This window comes from Kushneria marisflavi, from assembly GCF_002157205.1.
Lineage (GTDB): Bacteria > Pseudomonadota > Gammaproteobacteria > Pseudomonadales > Halomonadaceae > Kushneria > Kushneria marisflavi.
On record NZ_CP021358.1, the window covers coordinates 1,601,323 to 1,617,349 of the forward strand.

Annotated in this window: 17 protein-coding genes; 9 read left to right on the plus strand and 8 right to left on the minus strand. The window is 60.9% G+C overall.

The window, feature by feature from the left end; translation table 11 throughout:
• The first annotated feature begins 93 nt into the window (after nucleotides 1-93).
• From B9H00_RS07330 to fnr, 3 genes are all read left to right on the plus strand, one after another.
• Nucleotides 94-522, plus strand: a complete 429-nt coding sequence (locus B9H00_RS07330; RefSeq protein ID WP_086900102.1) for a carboxymuconolactone decarboxylase family protein — start codon at nucleotides 94-96, stop codon at nucleotides 520-522.
• A gap of 107 nt (nucleotides 523-629) precedes the next feature.
• Nucleotides 630-2,060: an oxygen-independent coproporphyrinogen III oxidase gene (gene hemN / locus B9H00_RS07335; protein ID WP_174678715.1), complete on the plus strand. Its 1,431-nt coding sequence runs from the start codon at nucleotides 630-632 to the stop codon at nucleotides 2,058-2,060.
• Nucleotides 2,061-2,149: 89 nt separating this feature from the next.
• Entirely contained in the window at nucleotides 2,150-2,893 is a 744-nt protein-coding gene (fnr, locus tag B9H00_RS07340; protein WP_086900103.1) for a fumarate/nitrate reduction transcriptional regulator Fnr, read from the plus strand.
• 89 nt (nucleotides 2,894-2,982) lie between these two features.
• Here the strand turns inward: fnr and B9H00_RS07345 are convergent, their stop codons facing one another.
• Nucleotides 2,983-3,384, minus strand: coding sequence for a DUF488 domain-containing protein (locus B9H00_RS07345; protein ID WP_236944383.1), 402 nt, complete (start codon nucleotides 3,382-3,384; stop codon nucleotides 2,983-2,985).
• A 188-nt stretch (nucleotides 3,385-3,572) separates the two neighbouring features.
• Nucleotides 3,573-4,514 carry an alpha/beta fold hydrolase gene (locus B9H00_RS07350; protein ID WP_157663198.1) on the minus strand — a complete coding sequence of 314 codons (942 nt, stop codon included), beginning with the start codon at nucleotides 4,512-4,514 and terminating at the stop codon, nucleotides 3,573-3,575.
• A gap of 111 nt (nucleotides 4,515-4,625) precedes the next feature.
• Here B9H00_RS07350 and B9H00_RS07355 point away from each other — a divergent pair, with 111 nt between their 5' ends.
• A complete protein-coding gene (locus B9H00_RS07355; RefSeq protein ID WP_086900106.1) occupies nucleotides 4,626-5,360 on the plus strand; it encodes a ParA family protein in 735 nt (244 codons plus the stop codon).
• A 51-nt stretch (nucleotides 5,361-5,411) separates the two neighbouring features.
• Here the strand turns inward: B9H00_RS07355 and B9H00_RS07360 are convergent, their stop codons facing one another.
• Nucleotides 5,412-6,071, minus strand: coding sequence for a DUF2780 domain-containing protein (locus B9H00_RS07360; RefSeq protein ID WP_086900107.1), 660 nt, complete (start codon nucleotides 6,069-6,071; stop codon nucleotides 5,412-5,414).
• A gap of 167 nt (nucleotides 6,072-6,238) precedes the next feature.
• Between B9H00_RS07360 and B9H00_RS07365 the strand changes: the two genes are divergently transcribed.
• From B9H00_RS07365 to B9H00_RS07385, 5 genes are all read left to right on the plus strand, one after another.
• Nucleotides 6,239-7,189 (plus strand): LysR substrate-binding domain-containing protein, encoded by a 951-nt coding sequence (locus B9H00_RS07365; RefSeq protein WP_086900108.1) that lies wholly within the window; start codon nucleotides 6,239-6,241, stop codon nucleotides 7,187-7,189.
• A gap of 106 nt (nucleotides 7,190-7,295) precedes the next feature.
• Nucleotides 7,296-8,540, plus strand: a complete 1,245-nt coding sequence (locus tag B9H00_RS07370; RefSeq protein ID WP_086900109.1) for a metal-dependent hydrolase family protein — start codon at nucleotides 7,296-7,298, stop codon at nucleotides 8,538-8,540.
• Between the two features lie 91 nt (nucleotides 8,541-8,631).
• A complete protein-coding gene (locus tag B9H00_RS07375; RefSeq protein ID WP_086900110.1) occupies nucleotides 8,632-10,047 on the plus strand; it encodes a sodium:solute symporter family protein in 1,416 nt (471 codons plus the stop codon).
• A gap of 64 nt (nucleotides 10,048-10,111) precedes the next feature.
• Complete coding sequence (locus B9H00_RS07380; RefSeq protein ID WP_086900111.1) at nucleotides 10,112-10,291, plus strand: YajG family lipoprotein; 180 nt, start codon at nucleotides 10,112-10,114, stop codon at nucleotides 10,289-10,291.
• A 95-nt stretch (nucleotides 10,292-10,386) separates the two neighbouring features.
• Entirely contained in the window at nucleotides 10,387-11,589 is a 1,203-nt protein-coding gene (locus B9H00_RS07385; RefSeq protein WP_086900112.1) for an MFS transporter, read from the plus strand.
• Between the two features lie 38 nt (nucleotides 11,590-11,627).
• Here B9H00_RS07385 and B9H00_RS07390 read toward each other — a convergent pair whose 3' ends face one another.
• The 5 genes from B9H00_RS07390 to B9H00_RS07410 all read right to left on the minus strand — a co-directional run bounded on the left by B9H00_RS07390 (nucleotide 11,628) and on the right by B9H00_RS07410 (nucleotide 16,024).
• Complete coding sequence (locus tag B9H00_RS07390) at nucleotides 11,628-13,133, minus strand: tripartite tricarboxylate transporter permease (protein ID WP_236944384.1); 1,506 nt, start codon at nucleotides 13,131-13,133, stop codon at nucleotides 11,628-11,630.
• A 96-nt stretch (nucleotides 13,134-13,229) separates the two neighbouring features.
• A complete protein-coding gene (locus tag B9H00_RS07395) occupies nucleotides 13,230-13,763 on the minus strand; it encodes a tripartite tricarboxylate transporter TctB family protein (RefSeq protein ID WP_086900113.1) in 534 nt (177 codons plus the stop codon).
• On the minus strand, nucleotides 13,760-14,770 hold the full coding sequence (locus B9H00_RS07400) for a Bug family tripartite tricarboxylate transporter substrate binding protein (protein WP_086900114.1): 1,011 nt from the start codon (nucleotides 14,768-14,770) through the stop codon (nucleotides 13,760-13,762). Before B9H00_RS07400 ends, B9H00_RS07395 begins: the two co-directional genes overlap by 4 nt.
• A 145-nt stretch (nucleotides 14,771-14,915) precedes the next feature.
• Nucleotides 14,916-15,446 carry a chromate transporter gene (locus B9H00_RS07405; RefSeq protein ID WP_086900115.1) on the minus strand — a complete coding sequence of 177 codons (531 nt, stop codon included), beginning with the start codon at nucleotides 15,444-15,446 and terminating at the stop codon, nucleotides 14,916-14,918.
• On the minus strand, nucleotides 15,443-16,024 hold the full coding sequence (locus B9H00_RS07410) for a chromate transporter (protein WP_086900116.1): 582 nt from the start codon (nucleotides 16,022-16,024) through the stop codon (nucleotides 15,443-15,445). The genes B9H00_RS07405 and B9H00_RS07410 overlap by 4 nt, the downstream gene beginning before the upstream one ends.
• Nucleotides 16,025-16,027 lie beyond the last annotated feature (3 nt).

Consider the following 16,027-nt stretch of genomic DNA (forward strand, 5'->3'; position numbering starts at 1 on the left):
ACCGCGCTCAACTTTGTAAATACCGGCTGTGGATTAAATTTTGTCGAAAGCGTTAAATAGGACCAGATTCATACCATTTTGAGGTGCACACTCATGACCAGTGAACGACCCAAGCGAATCGATGCCACCGATATCTACCACACGACCCGTGCGGTACGACATTGCAGCCTCGACCCTTCCATTCGCTGTCTGGCAGAGCTTCGTACCTCGCAGATCAATGGCGGCTGCGACAACTGCGAAAACCTGCGGGTCAGCGAAGCCGAAGCACTGGGTATTGATGCCGACAAGCTGCGTGAGCTGGCGCGCTGGGCCGACTCAGACCGTTTCACCGCTCGTGAGCGTGCAGCCTTGGCCTGGTGTGAGTCCTTTACCCATTTTCGTCCGGTCGATGCCAGAACCCGCATGATGGCGATCAACACCTTCTCGCCGCGTGAACTGGCGGATCTGACCCTGGCCATCGAGTTGACCAGCACCATGTCTCGCGTGGCACGCCATATGGACGACGACGTTCGCGTCGGCTGATCCACGATGCCCGGCTCGATTGGCCGGCATGATTTGACCCAGGTCAGACCTCGCACCCGCTGATGCTCGTAGCATGGCATGATCACTGCCTGCCACGAGCATCCCTCATGTTGTCATCTGCTCCCCGACCCGATTCCCTTGATGTGCAGTTTTCACCGGACATCGAGCTGCTCAAGCGCCATGACGGCCAGAGCCCCCGCTATACATCCTATCCGCCGGCCACGGCCTTCACCGATCACTTCGGCCCGGCACAGCTGACACAGGCCCTTGAACGCAGCAACGCTGCGGCACGTAATCTGTCGCTGTATGTCCATATTCCCTTTTGCCGCCGCATCTGCTTTTACTGCGGCTGCAATCGCATCGCGACCCGTCAGACCGCCATCGCCGAGCCCTATCTGGCCCGACTGACCCGGGAGATGCTCCTGATGCGACGTCATCTCGACGGCAGGCGACGGGTCGAGCAGCTTCACTGGGGCGGCGGCACACCGACCTTTCTCGATCTGGATCAAATGAGCCGGCTGATGGATCAGCTGGGAACGCACTTCAATCTTTCCAGCCATCCTGAGCGGGATTTCGCCATCGAGATCGATCCTCGCGAGGCCGACGTTTATACCCTGCGCCATTTACAGTCGCTGGGATTCAATCGCCTGAGTCTTGGCGTACAGGATCTGGACGTCCGCGTGCAGAAAGCCATCAATCGGGTCCAGCCACGCGAGCTGAGCGAAAATCTGATCGATGAGGCCTATCGGCTTGGGTTTCGCTCACTGAATCTGGATCTGATCTACGGCCTGCCGCATCAGAGCGTGGCAAGCTTTGCCAGGACTCTGGATCAGGTGATCGACATGGCACCGGCCCGACTCTGCGTTTTCAACTATGCCCATCTGCCCGAACGCTTTCTGCCCCAGCGACGCATCAACCACGCGGACCTGCCGGATGCGGCCACCCGACTGGCCATCCAGTGCATGACGGTCGAGAAGCTGACGCAGGCCGGCTACGTCCATATCGGTATGGATCACTTCGCAAGACCCGATGACAGCCTGGCCGTGGCACAGCGCGAGGGGCATTTACAACGCAATTTTCAGGGCTACACCACCCACGCGCAGTGTGACCTGATAGGTCTTGGGGTATCGGCCATCAGTCAGGTGGATGATGTCTATGCGCAGAATACCGCTCGGCTGGAGACCTGGCAGACGGCCATCGACGATGGTCAGCTGGCCACCTGCCGCGGGGTACGCCTGAGCGAGGATGATCGACTGCGGCGTGACGTGATCCACCGCCTGATGTGTGACATGCAACTCGATTTTGACGCCATCGAAGCCCGCTTTGGGATCAGGGCGTCATCCTATTTCGCCAATGCATTTGAAAGGCTTGCCACCTTTCGGCGAGACGGTCTCATCGAATATAATAAGCACTTGCTTATGGTAATGCCCATGGGTCGATTGCTGATCCGCCAGCTGGCCATGGCCTTTGATGCCTCTTCACCCATTGAATATCGCCAGCAGTGTTCACGCCCCCTTCAGGCGCGTGAACGTACCTGAAGGGTTGCGCCCGTACACGCCGAGCAACGGCAGGTTTGTCACGAAGGCGACCGGCACATCACTCATATGCAAAGGAACATGCCAGCCCAATGACCTCCTCTCATCTTCACCCGACACGCTGTCAGACCTGCTCGCTAAGCTCCCTGTGTCTGCCGCTTTCCCTGTCTCTTGACGATGTTGAGCAGTTCGACACGATCGTGCGACGACGCGCGCCGCTGACCCGCGGTGAGACGCTCTACATGCAGGGTGAGGCCTTTGAAAATGTCTATGCCGTGCGCAGCGGCAGCCTCAAGCAGACCATTATCGACACCGATGGCGAGGAGCAGATCACCAGTTTCTATCTGCCCGGTGAGCTGGTCGGACTGGACAGCATCGATAGCGCCGTTCACCCCGGCTTTCTGACCGCACTCGAGCGCACTACGGTCTGCGAGATCCCCTTCAAGCGGCTGGAAAGTCTTTCGGAGCACCTGCCGGAGCTTCGTCACCAGCTCTATCGCTGCATGAGCCGCGAAATTGTCGATGATCGTCGCCTGATGCGACTGCTCTCCAGCAAGACGGCCGATGAACGCCTGGCCAGCTTCTTTCACAATCTCTCGATCCGCTTTGATCGCTGCGGCCACAGCGCCGAGCGCTTCCGCCTGCCAATGTCTCGCAGCGATATCGGCACCTATCTGGGGCTTGCGATCGAAACCATCAGCCGCGTACTGGGGCGTTTTCAGCAGCAGGAACTGCTCAACATACAGGGTCGTCACGTGGAGATTCTGGACATGGCGGCGCTTGAAAAGCGCGCCGGCATCATCGCGCCCTGCTGCAATGAGCGCCGTCGCGCCTGATCATTCGGGCAAGCCTGCTCACCGCTCTGCGGACAACAAAAAACGCCCCGATCAGGTCGGGGCGTTTTGCTGTTCTTGTGGCGACGAGATCAATGCGCCTCGGCCACCGCGTCAGGCTCACTGACCACGGCCTCACCGCGCAGCGCTTCGAGAATGACCTCTCGTAGAATCGGCAGATGCGAGCTTTCCAGATCGCGAACGGCACTGACCAGCGTCAACCGCCGCTGACGTGCCTGGTCCAGAAGCGGCTCGAGATCGCCCGGATTGAGCTCCAGACGATAGCGACGCTCAAAGGTCGTGCGATCGATTCGCCCGCTTTCCCACGCATGGCGCAGCCGACGAGACGGCGCCACGGCGCGATACCACTGCTCGACCGACAGCTCCTCTTCGCGCTTGCCGCGAGGCCATACCTGATCCACCAGCCAGCGAGCCCCATCCTGCTGGGTCGAGTGCTGATAGACGCGCTTGAGGCGGACATCACCAATAAGCATATTACCCCCTGAAATCATGTTCCCAGAGCTGAACGCTCTTCTTCTTTTGAGGTGTCAGCCTGCCAAGAATACACCGGGTGCCAGGTCGTTTCACTCGATAAGGACGGCTCGGCACAGTCGGCATTGACCATGATTTCTCATCATCCCTCGCCGGATGGATAACCCCGGGGACCGGCCAGCGCCAGAACTCAATCGTACTGTGGTGGGATATCCAGCCATGCCAGAATGGCCTCGGCCACCTCATCGGGAAACTCCTCGTGCACCGACAGGCGCCCGTGCGACAGCGATACGGTATCAACCCGAGGCAGTGCCCCCATGGCGCGCATTTCGGCCCGTGAACGCGGCGGCATTTTCTCGCTGGTGATCAGGAGCGTGCGGGCACTGGCGCCCTTGAGCGCCGCCACACAGGCCTCGCGGCGGCTGAAAGGATCCACGGCGCCGGTCACGAACCGGATCGAGCCGTGACGCGCACCGGGCGTGCGGGCCACGCGGCGCTTGGCCGCCAGTCGCTCGCCAGACAGCCAGTTCGGGGTCTCATAGACGTGCTCGCCGGCCATACGACGCAAAAACCAGTTGCTGACGTTGAGCCGGTAGATACCGGCACCAATGACCGGGCGATCAAACCAGGTGCGTAGATGCCCAAACCAGGGCTTGTGCTCGCCGGCCATGGTGGGCAGCGGCCCACGCCAGGTCGGCGCAATCAGCACCAGTCGGTCGGCGGCGTCGGGGTGTTGCTCCAGATGGCGAATGACCATCCCGGCCCCATGCCCGGCGGCGACGATCATCTCGGGCAGGAAGATGACCTCATCGAGCAGGTAGTCGATAAAGGCCGTCAGAATAGCCGGCGTGGCCTCCATGAAAGGACGCGGGCGGTCGCCAAAGCCCGGCCAGTCCACCGAGACCGTGGTAAATCGCTCGGCCAGCCTCGTCTGCAGGGCATCCATTTCATGGCGCGTCGAGATGCTCGACAGCGCCGGCAGTATCAATACTTCCGGGCCCTGGCCACGGCGGGTTACGCCGACCTCGATGCTCATGCCCCCCCACGACCAGTGAAGCGTCTCTTCTGTCACATCACTTTCCATGTCACCGCCTTTGCCTGAACGCCTGTCATCACCATGATGATCCATCATGACACAGTCTCCCGGCCACCGATGCCACGGTCCGGTTTCTGTCATCAAGCCGTCATCACACCGACACACACTTGCGGATCTGATCCGGGCCCCATCAACAGGAAAGCTGATATGCATATTCTGGCGCTTTACAGTATCAAGGGCGGGGTGGGCAAGACGGCATCGGCCATCAATCTGGCCGCGCAGGCCAGTCTTGATGGACAGCGGGTGCTGATCTGGGATCTGGACCCGCAGGCAGCCACCACCTTTTATCTGCGCAACAAACCCAGGATTCGCGGCGGCGGCGTTGAAAAACTGGTCAAGGGCAAGGCCACCCTCGACAAGACCATCCGCGCCACCGATATGGCGGGACTCGACCTGCTGCCGGCAGGTCTTGAATCCCGTGAAATGGACTCACTGCTCGAGGGGCGCAAGGCGAGTCGCCTGCGCAGGGTGCTCAAGCCGGTCAGCGAGGACTACGATCTGGTCATTCTGGACTGTCCACCTGGGCTGACCACACTATCAAAGCAGGTTTTCTCAAGCGTCGATGCATTGCTGGTACCGGTGGTACCCACAACGCTGTCGATGAGAACCCTGACCCAGCTTCAGCAGCATCTGGATGAGGAGCACATCACGACGCCCCTGTGGCCCTTTTTCACACTGGTGGATCGACGCCGCAAGCTGCATCAAGACAGCATGGCGGGTTTTCACGAACAGTGGCCGGCTCGGCTGTCCGCCAACATTCCCTATGCCAGCGCCGTCGAGCAGATGGGCGTGCATCAGGCACCGCTGGTTCAGTTCGCCCCGCGTACGGCCGCAGCCGTGGCCTATCGCAACCTGTGGGAGGAAATCTCGGGGCGGCTGTGACAGGCCACCCCGGAAACAGGAAGCCGACACCGGCTTCCTGAGACCTTTGCTCTAGCGTCCGACGGCGCCCCAGATGCCGCCCAGTGAGCTCAGAAGCGTGTTGGAGACGCCCTGCCCCCCGAGGTAATTCAGCATCACCGGCGCGAACTGGCTGATCATGCCGGTATCCATCCCCAGCATGCTGAAGGCACTCGAGGTCAGCGACGACGTATCACCACCATTGCCATGACCGCCCATGCCGGAGAGCTTCGACAGCATCGACTGCCCACCGGACAATGCCTGAGCGCTGGAAAGCAGGCCATCCACGCCGGGGGCCTGATTGGAGAGCTGGTTGAATTGCCCGCTGCCCAGCTGGCTTTTCGCCGCGGCCAGAAGTGCAGCCGAACCGCCGATGGCCTGGGTCTTGCTGACACCCAGTTGACCGGTCAACTGCTCGACAAGCTGTGAGGCCTGCCCCAGATTGGCATCGGTGGTACCCACGGCGGTGGCCTGCTGCTGGCGCGGCGCGTTATCAGAGTTCAGGAACTTTCCTACCTGGGAGGCAAGCCCCTGTGAATCCTGCTGATACGCAGGCTGTGTCTGCTGGCCCTGCGCATTCTGGCTGTTCATGGCCTCCATGGCCCGATTGACGTCACCCAGATTGAACGCCAGCGCCGAAGTCGACATGCCGACCAGACCTGCACCTGCCAGTACCGCGATTGTCTTTTTCAACGCTGCTCTCCTGCATGGGATACGCCATCACTGACGCATCCGAAAATGATCACCCTGATGTCCTTGGACAAGGACATGGCATCGAGGTTCGCCTCATCCGGCACAGTCTCACACGGCCGGCACGGATCAGGTACGCTCATCGCTCTATCCTGGCTGGAGTTATTCCCATGCGCATGTCTCCCTTGCCACCGCTGAACGCCCTGGTGGCCTTCGAGGCAGCGGTTCGACACATGAGTTTCACTCGTGCCGCCAGCGAGCTGAACCTGTCACAGAGCGCCGTGAGCCGCCAGATCGTTCATCTCGAGCAGTTTCTGGGGCGGTCACTGTTTGTACGAAAGCCGCGTCAGCTGGTGCTGACACGAGCTGGCGAGAACTATGCCCGCCATGTACGAGAGCTTCTGGAAGAGTGTGTGCATGCCACGGCCGAGGTCATGAAAGGCGCGGGGGACAATGAGCTGACGCTGGCCTGTACGGCGGGCGTTGCACAGTTCTGGATGGTGCCCGGCCTGAGCCGCTTTCACCGTGCCCATCCGCAGATCAAGCTGCGATTGATCGTGCGTGATGTGATCTCGACCCTCTCCTCCTTTGAATTCGATATCGGCCTTTATTATCTGAAGGCAGGAGCGGTTGAAGGCTTTGAAACCACGCTTTTGATGCCCGAAAACGTCTATCCGGTCTGCTCGCCGGACTACCTCGCCGAGAGCCGACAGCGTCACGGCCTTTTGGACCATCAGCCGCTGACACCCGAGCTGCTCGCACAGGAGACCCTGCTGGTGCTTGAGGACGCCCAGAGCCTCTGGATCGCCTGGCCGGACTGGTTTGCCTATCACGGGATCAGGCTCTCCAGCACCCGCACCATCGTGTTCAACCACTATCCGGCACTGGTGGAAATGGCCGTACTGGGTCAGGGCATCGTGCTCGGCTGGCAGCACATTATCGACAGCCAGATCGAGCAGGGAAGGCTGGTAAGAGCCACGACGCACTCGGCAAGCCATGGTGGGGGCTATTACCTGCTCACCCCGCAGGAGCGACATGAAAGTCGAGCGACACGTCTTTTCAGGCAGTGGCTGGATGACGACATCGCCCTGAAAGCATCGTGCAATGCGCCTGACGCATGACCCCATGCGTTTTTGTCGCTTTTCACGCGAGGACGGCACTGATTAGCCTCAAGGCACGCTCGGTCTTCCGATACGAGCTGCCTTCAATAATCACAAGAGAGTCACCATGTCAGACACGCCTTCGCTTCTGCTTTACAACGCCCGCCTGGTCGATGGCAGCGCGCCCACCGCGCGCGACAACATCAGCGTCCTGATCGAGCATGGACGCATCACGCAGGTGTCGGATGAGGCAATTGACGCCCCTGATGCCACCCGACTCGACCTGGGCGGACGCATCCTGATGCCCGGGCTGATCGACTGCCATGTTCACGTGATTGCCACCACTGCAGATCTGGGCGCCAATGCGCTGCTGCCGGACTCGCTGATCACGGCTCGGTCGAGTCGCATCATGCGTGACATGCTGATGCGCGGTTTTACTACCGTACGCGATGTCGGCGGCGCTGATCGTGGCCTGCAGCAGGCGGTGGCCGAGGGCTATTTTGAAGGTCCTGAACTGGTGATCTGTGGCAAGGCGCTCTCCCAGACCGGCGGACATACCGACTACCGCGGTTTTTATGACGAGCGTGACGATCAGTATCAGACACGCCGGCTGGGCTCGATGGGACGTATCTGCGACGGGGGGGATGCCGTTCGCCGCGCGACCCGCCAGGAGATCAAGGCAGGCGCCCAGTTCATCAAGGTGATGGCCAACGGCGGCGTTTCCTCTCCAAGCGACCCGATCGACTTTCTGAGCTATTCGATCAGCGAACTGGAAGCCATCGTGGGAGAGGCGACCAACGCTCAGACCTATGTGAGTGCCCATCTCTATACCGACCAGGCCATTCATCGTGCCGTCATGGCGGGCGTACGTTCGCTGGAACACTGCAACCTGATCACACCGGAAACGGCACGACTGGCGGCCGAGAAAGGCGCCATGGCCTGCCCGACACTGGTGACCTACGAAATGCTCAAGCAGGAAGGCGCGCAGTACGGACTCAAGCCCGACTCGGTAGCCAAGATTGATGATGTGCGGCTGGCCGGTCTTGAAAGCCTGAAGATCATGCGCGAGGCGGGGCTGACCATGGCCTATGGCAGCGATCTGCTCGGCGAGATGCACCGTCATCAGTCCGAGGAGTTCGTGATTCGCTCACGCGTGCTGGCACCGCATGAGGTGATCCGCAGCGCCACGCTGGACGCTGCACGGCTGCTGCGACGCGAGGGCGATATCGGCTGCGTGGCTGCCGGCGCCCGTGCCGACCTGATCGTGGTCGATGGCAACCCGTTGGAAGACATGAGCCTTTTGACACATCAGGGCGCTCACATGAGCGTGATCATGCAGGGTGGTCGCATGGTCAAGAATCATCTTCGCTAGCTCGGTCGCTGCCCGTTAATCCCGGGCAGGCAGGGGGCGCCGGCCCTCTGCCATCAGAACCCCGATAACAACCACAAAGGGAGAACAGGCCATGCATGCACTGTTCGTCATGGGATATATCGCGCTGATGATTGTCATTGGCCTTCACTTTTCGCGGCGCAAGGTTCACAACGACAGCGATTTCATTGTGGCCGGACGTTCGCTCTCGACGATGGTGCTTACGGCAACGCTGCTGGCCACCTTTGTCGGCTCCGGCTCCATCGTGGGCGGAGCAAGCTTTGTCTTTCAGTACGGCCCGGGGGCGGCGATCTTCTTTTTCGCCGGCACGCCGATTGCCGCACTTGTGGTCTACTTCCTGCTGGCGGCCAAAATGCGCCGCAGTGAAGCCACTACCATTCCGGGCCTGATCGAAGTGCGCTTTGGCTCGACGGCACGCACGCTGGCCTCACTGATCATTCTGCTCGCCTATGTGGGTATCGTGTCCTATCAGTTTACGGGCGCAGGCCAGGCCCTCAATCTCGCCTTTGGCCTGCCGGTCTGGCAGGGCGTTCTGATTTCAGCTGCCATCATGATTGGCCTTGCCACCATGGGGGGACTGGTCTCGGTGGCCTACACCGACTACATGAGCGCGGTCATCATTTTTGGCAGCATGCTGCTCGCCGTGCCGCTGGTGCTCATGCCGCTGGGCGGGCTCGAGAGGCTTTATACCTCGCTGCCGCAGATGCAACAGACGCTGCTGGGCGGACTGTCTCCCTGGCAGGCACTGAGCTATTTTCTGCCTCTTTTCCTGCTGATTCTGGGCGACCAGAACCTCTTCCAGCGCTTTGCCGCGGCCCGTGATCCGGCCACGGCACGCAAGGCGGCCATGGGACTGGTGATTGCCTCGATCGCCTGTACGTCACTGATCACCCTGCTGGTCTGTGCAACGCGCGTACTCTATCCCGACATTACGCCGTCCACCGCCATGATGACGCTGGCTCAGCAGGGCCTGCCGACCGTCGTGGGCGGACTGCTGCTGGCTTCGATCGTGGCGCTGTTGCTGACCACCGGCAATTCCTATCTGCTGTCAGCGTCGGCCAGTCTTACCCAGGACATTCTCGGTGGGCTTTTCAGGATCCGCATCGCTCCCCATCGCGCCCTGCTGGCCAACCGGCTGACGGTGGTCGCTCTGGGCGTTCTGGCCTGGGTGCTTGGCGCCTTTTTCCCCAGCGTGCTGGCCATGCAGATGTACTCCTACGGCATGTACGGTGCGGCCATCACACCGGTCTTTCTGGCGGCACTGCTCTGGCCCCGCGCCACTCCGGCAGGCGCGCTGGCCGCCATGACCGTGGGCGGTGCGGTCACTCTGGTGTGGGAAATTGCGCTGGGCAAACCGATGGGCTGGAACAGCGTGCTGGTAGCGATGCCGCTGGCGACCCTGACCATGGTTGCTGTCAGTCTGATCAAACGCCCTTCTCATTCAGCAGGCGCCTTTACCACCGGAAATGGCGAGTCATCACTGGATTAATCCTGCTTTTAAAACGAGCGGGGGCCGATATCATGTCCATCATTATCACGAGGATACCATCGATATGACCCCCGTCTTTCGCATGCTCTGCATGGCCACCCTGATGGCCGTTACCCTGGCGGCCTGCAGCTATCAGCCCGCTCGTATCAATCCGGAACCTGCCGTGATCATCGGTGACGGTCAACATGGCCACGGCAACGGCAACTTCTGCCCGCCCGGACAGGCCAAAAAGGGCAACTGCTGAGATAACGGCGCCTTCGGGCGCCGTTTTTTATGACGTTTCCAAGCGACCCGCGCGGCGTTCTGTACCAGGCTTTCTGCACAACAGGGAGTCTCTTCATGTCCAGTTCCGACCCATCGACACCGCGCACACCGGGGCGCATTTCCTTTTTGCTGGTCACCTTTGCCTTTTTGATGGCCATGCTGGGCACCACGCTGCCCACGCCGCTCTATCCGATCTATCAACAGCGGATGGACTATTCCCAGATCATCATTACGGTCATCTTTGCCGCCTACGCCGTGGGGGTGATTACCGCTCTGATCGGCTTTGGCAGCTGGTCGGATCAGCTGGGGCGACGACGATTGCTGATGGCCGGACTGGCGCTGGCAATCGTGAGCAACTTGGTGTTTCTATCGAGTCCGGAGCTGATACCGCTGTTGACCGGCCGATTACTGTCGGGTCTCTCGGCAGGTATCTTTACCGGCACCGCTACGGTCGCCGTCATCGAGCAGGCACCACCCGAATGGCAAAGGGGAGCGACGTTGACCGCGACCGCCACCAACGTCATGGGGCTGGGGTTGGGACCGCTGGTCGCGGGCGTGCTGGCACAGTATGTGGCCTGGCCACTGCATCTGCCCTACGCCCTGCATATCGTTTTGTGCCTGCTGGCCATGATCGGCGTCTGGCGGGCACCGGAGACGGTCGAGCGCCCCGAGCGGGTCAAGCTTCGCATTCAGCGTCTGGGCGTGCCCGATGAGGTACGCGGGGTCTTCGTGCCGGCCGGCATCGCAGGCTTTGCCGGTACGGCGGTGCTGGGGCTTTTCACCGCCGCGGCGCCCTCCTTCGTGCAAAGGATTCTCGAGATCGACAATCTGGCCATGATCGGCGTGGTGGTCATTACGCTTTTTATCGCCTCGGCGCTGGGTCAGGCGTGCATGCGCTTTATCCCCGAGCGACAGCGCCTGACCAGCGGCTGTCTGATTCTGGCATTGGGCGTGCTGGTGGTGGGTAGCGCCATTGGACTGGCCTCGCTGTGGCTGATGCTACTCGGTGCGGCCATTTCGGGCGCCGGTCAGGGCATTACCCTGCGCGCCGGACTTGGCGAGGTCGTGGGCGCCTCCCCGAAGGATCGCAAAAGCGAGGTCACCTCGACCTACTTCGTGGTGATCTACGTGGCAATCTCACTGCCCGTGGTCGGACTGGGCGTGACGGCGGCCATGACCGGGCTGGTGGCGGCCGGCATTGCCTTCTCGGTGATTGTCGCGGCGCTGGCACTGACGGCCATGGGGCTTTTGATTCGGCGTCAGCGCCGCGAGGCGTAAGGATCACAGTCGGCCGGACATCTCCGGCCGCATGCTTGTCAGGGACTGACGGTACGACGCTTTTTGAGAAGTCGCCTGACCGTCAGAGCGACCGACAGCACGGCCAGCAGCAACAGCATCGCCGAGATCGGCCGGGTGAAAAACAGCGTCCAGTTTTCATCCGCCATCAGGGCACGGCGCAGGTTGGTTTCCGCAATGGGCCCCAGTATCACCCCGAGTACCAGCGGGGCCAGTGGATAATCCAGCTTGGCCAGCAGATACCCCACCAATCCGACGCCCACCAGCAGGTAAAGGTCGGTGATCCGGTTGTTGAGGGCAAGCGCACCTATCGCGCAACAGACCAGTACCACCGGCACGATAATCGATTTGGGAATCTCGGTGATCCGTATGAACCAGCGCATGCTGATCAGACAGAACACCAGCACCATCCCGGCGGCCAGAAACATCGCCAGAAACATGCCATATACCAGCTCGGCATTGTCCATGATCAGCCTGGGGCCCACGCTGACCCCCTGCACCATCAACGCCGCCATCAATACGGCATCAACCGCACTGCCCGGGATACCCAGCGCGATCATCGGTATCAGCCCGCCACCGGCAGTGGCGGAATTGCCCGACTCGGAGGCGACTACCCCGTCGGCAATGCCGGTGCCGAACAGCTCTGGCGTTTTTGAAGCGCGTTTGGCCTGATCATAGGCGATCAGGTTGGCAATGCTGCCGCCCGCGCCGGGGACGGCGCCGATAACGACCCCTACCATGGAGGAACGCAGCAGGTTTCCGGGCCGGCTCAGCACCTCACGCATGACGCCAAACGGCTGAAAATGCATCTTCCCTCCGACCAGCGCCTGCCCCTGCTTCATCTCTGTCGGGTTTTCGACTTCACTGGCCAGCTGGCTGACGGCAAAGATACCGATCAACATCACCAGAAATGGAATACCGGCGGCCAGCACATCGATGCCAAAAGTGAAGCGAGGCACGCCCATCATCGGGTCCTGCCCCACGGTCGCGATGAAAAGCCCCAGCAGACTCATCATCAATCCCTTGAGTACCGACTTGCCGACCAGACTGGCCACCACGGTGACCGCGAACAAAATCAGCGAGAAATATTCCCAGGGGCCCAGTTTGACGGCGATCAGGGCCAGCGGTGGCGCAGCAATGATCAGCACCACGGCACTGATCAGCGCGCCAAAAAAGGACGCCCAGATACCCAGTGCCAGCGCGCGGCCCGGTTCGCCCTTGCGCGCCATGGGATAGGCATCAAAGGTGGTGGCCACCGCCGAAGGCGTGCCGGGAATGCCCAGCAGTGCCGCACTGATCAGTCCGCCTGACCCGCCACCGACATAGACGGCAAGCATCGTGGCAACGCCCTGCAGCGGCGACATGGTAAACGTGACCGGGAGTGCCAGAACGATCGCCATGGTGATCGTGAACCCCGGGATGGCGGCGGCGATCACACCTGCCATGACGCCAATCATCATGCTGACGAGCGTCGCCAGCGAAAACAGTTGTTCAACGCTGCCAAGCAGCACATCGGTCATCGGCATGGAAGACTCTCTTGCCCCATTGGTGTTGTTGTCACGGGGCCATTGATCCTGAAGTAATGGAGGCTTAAGGGCTCAACCCTCAAAAACAGGTTCGAGTTACCACAAGCGGCCCTGGGGCAGCGAAATCATGAAGACCTGACCAAAGAGCGCGTCAAGGCCGGGGCCGAACACCGCCGCGATGACGCAGGCCACCAGCAGTCGGCGGCCGCTTCGAGCCCCCAGAATAATCTGAACGACGAGCAAAAACAGCAGCGACGCCAGTGCAAAGCCAAGCCAGGGCATCAGCAACGCATAGCCACAAAAGGCTGCCAGGCTGGCAAAGGCCAGCCGCCGCTGGATGAACCAGCGCCCGGCCCCCACACTCAACGCAGGGTCAGCATGTCGCAGCGCCATCATGGACTGGCACATGATCGCCAGATTAAAGACCACCAGCGCCCCCAGTATCAGTCGGGGAAATGAGCCGGCCCCCAGCGGCTCCCACATGGAGGACGGCAGATCACCGGCCTGCATGAACAGACCGATAAACAGTGCTGCAAGCCCTGCGTTGAAAAGAATATTGGCGATGGCCTTGCCGCGCTCGCTATTGGCCTCTCGCGTCGCGCGAGAGACCTTGTCGGTGACGACACTCATCGCGCCAGCCTGCTCGAAAGGCGCTTGACGGTCGCATCAACCCCGGCCAGATAGTCCGCGTAAGCCTGTGGCCCCATGAACTCGACTTCGGCGCCGGCCTTGTTGATCCGCTCGATGAACTCGGGGTCTTCAGACATCTTCTCGAAGCCGCTGGCCAGCGTCTCGACCCTGGCCGGATCGATACCTTTCGGCGCCACGATGCCACGATTGATGCTCAAATCGAGATTGTCGTAGCCGAGCTCCTTGAAGGTAGGCACCTCCGGGGTCTGTTTGGGGCGCTTCTTGCTGCCAACGGCCAGAAACCGCAGGTCGCCGTTTTTGACAAACTCAAGGCTTGATGAGATGTCGCCAATCGAGGCATCGATATGCCCGCCGACCAGCGAGCGGATACGTGCGCCGGTGCCCTCAAAGCCGACATAGCGGAATTTGGCATCGATGGCATCCTCGATCATGGCGGAGTGCACATGGGGAATCCCGCCAAGTGTGGCGCCCATCCGGATCTCGCCGGGATGGGCCCTGGCGTATTCAGCGAACTCCTCAAAGGTTGTCCAGTCACTGTCGGCATTGACCACAAGATATTGCGGCGAAGAGGCCAGCGAGGCGATCGGCTGGAAATCATCCCAGTTCAGGGGCGTCAGGCCGGTAGCGTTGGACGCCATCAACCCTTCATGGATCTGACCCAGGGTATAGCCATCGGGCGCTTTTCCCGCGAGTTCCTTGAGGCCAATGGTTCCGCTGACACCGGGCATGTTGATCACCGGCAACGGTTGCCCCAGATATTGCGGGGCATCGTTGGAAATGATGCGCATCAGGGCATCGCTACCGCCGCCTGGCGACCAGGGCACGATGAATTCGATGGCGTGATCAGGATAGTCATCGGCCTGGGCCGATTGAGTCGTCGCAACACAGGTGGCAGCACCCACCGCAAGCGAGGCCACCGCTGCACCGGAAACACACAGACGGCTCAGAGACTTTCGAGTGGTATGGAGTAAGACGTCATAAAACATGGGTTGTCCTTATTGGTCTTGTTGGTTTGACATTGTGTTGATGGCGCTTGTGTTGGCCGTTTTTATTGTTATGGCCGTGTATCGTTGCTTTTTCTGTCGTGCTTTTAAAACGGGGCGGTATCGCCCGGCGCGTTTTCTTCTCCGCTCACCCGAGCAACAGACCGCCGTACACCAGCCCGGCGAGGACCGCCCAGACCGGATGAAGCCTGAGCCACACCAGCATGACGCAGGCGACCACGCCAACAATGGCAGTGTGCATCCAGCCCGCATTGCTGACGCCTTCATCAAGAAACGACCAGGTCAGGTAGCCCATCAGCACCATGATGACCGGCCTGACCCACTGGCTCATCGACTTGACCTTGATCGAGTCGCGATAGCGATACAGCGTTCCCAGAGCGACCAGCATCAGGATCAGCGAGGGGGCAACGGTGGCAAGCGTCGCCACCAGCGCTCCGCCGACACCCGCAACTTCATGACCGATATAGCCGGCCATCTTGGTGGCGATGGGACTGGGCAGGGTATTGCCCAGGGCCAGCGCTTCTGCAAACTGCTGCGAGGTCAGCCAGCCGTAGCGCCCGACCACCTCGTTTTCGATCAGGGGAATGATCGCCGGCCCACCGCCGTAGCCGATGATGTTGGGAATGAAAAACGCCAGAAAGAGGTCCAGGTAGATCATGATCTGGTCTCCGCACGGCGGCGCCTGCGCCCCTTTTCCGGTCGCAGCAGGGCGGCAATGAGGACCGCGCCAATTACCAGGCCGGGATGAACATCGAGCCCGTAGATCAGGCCGCCGGCCACCGCGCCCATTATCAGAGTCGCCAGCCAGCCCAGCACGCTGCGCGATTTCTGGAAAAAGTCCCACGTCAGCTGGGCCATCATCACCATGACGACCGGGATCACCCCTTCGCTCATGCCCTGAATCCAGCGCTGATCGCGGTAGCGGGTGAACAGTCCCAGAAGCACCATCATGGCCACGATGCAGGGCACGATGACGGCGATCACGGCATTGATGCAGCCCATCACGCCACCGACCCGGTAGCCGATGGTACCGGCCATTTTGGTGGCAATCGGACCGGGCAGCGTATTGCCGATGGCCAGCACGTCACTAAATTCGTCATCGCTCATCCACTGATAGCGCGTAACCGCTTCGGCGTGCACCAGCGGAATCATCGACGGGCCACCACCGAACCCGAGCAGGCCGATGCGTAAAAACGCCATGAACAGATGACGCTGTGTGGTCAGGGTCGAAGACATGGC

Coding starts and splice junctions, on each gene's coding strand:
- B9H00_RS07330 (WP_086900102.1), top strand. CDS start 94: ATGACCAGTGAACGACCCAAGCGAATCGATGCCACCGATATCTACCAC.
- hemN (WP_174678715.1), top strand. CDS start 630: ATGTTGTCATCTGCTCCCCGACCCGATTCCCTTGATGTGCAGTTTTCA.
- fnr (WP_086900103.1), top strand. CDS start 2,150: ATGACCTCCTCTCATCTTCACCCGACACGCTGTCAGACCTGCTCGCTA.
- B9H00_RS07345 (WP_236944383.1), bottom strand. CDS start 3,384: ATGCTTATTGGTGATGTCCGCCTCAAGCGCGTCTATCAGCACTCGACC.
- B9H00_RS07350 (WP_157663198.1), bottom strand. CDS start 4,514: ATGATGGATCATCATGGTGATGACAGGCGTTCAGGCAAAGGCGGTGAC.
- B9H00_RS07355 (WP_086900106.1), top strand. CDS start 4,626: ATGCATATTCTGGCGCTTTACAGTATCAAGGGCGGGGTGGGCAAGACG.
- B9H00_RS07365 (WP_086900108.1), top strand. CDS start 6,239: ATGCGCATGTCTCCCTTGCCACCGCTGAACGCCCTGGTGGCCTTCGAG.
- B9H00_RS07370 (WP_086900109.1), top strand. CDS start 7,296: ATGTCAGACACGCCTTCGCTTCTGCTTTACAACGCCCGCCTGGTCGAT.
- B9H00_RS07375 (WP_086900110.1), top strand. CDS start 8,632: ATGCATGCACTGTTCGTCATGGGATATATCGCGCTGATGATTGTCATT.
- B9H00_RS07380 (WP_086900111.1), top strand. CDS start 10,112: ATGACCCCCGTCTTTCGCATGCTCTGCATGGCCACCCTGATGGCCGTT.
- B9H00_RS07385 (WP_086900112.1), top strand. CDS start 10,387: ATGTCCAGTTCCGACCCATCGACACCGCGCACACCGGGGCGCATTTCC.
- B9H00_RS07390 (WP_236944384.1), bottom strand. CDS start 13,133: ATGCCGATGACCGATGTGCTGCTTGGCAGCGTTGAACAACTGTTTTCG.
- B9H00_RS07395 (WP_086900113.1), bottom strand. CDS start 13,763: ATGAGTGTCGTCACCGACAAGGTCTCTCGCGCGACGCGAGAGGCCAAT.
- B9H00_RS07400 (WP_086900114.1), bottom strand. CDS start 14,770: ATGTTTTATGACGTCTTACTCCATACCACTCGAAAGTCTCTGAGCCGT.
- B9H00_RS07405 (WP_086900115.1), bottom strand. CDS start 15,446: ATGATCTACCTGGACCTCTTTCTGGCGTTTTTCATTCCCAACATCATC.
- B9H00_RS07410 (WP_086900116.1), bottom strand. CDS start 16,024: ATGTCTTCGACCCTGACCACACAGCGTCATCTGTTCATGGCGTTTTTA.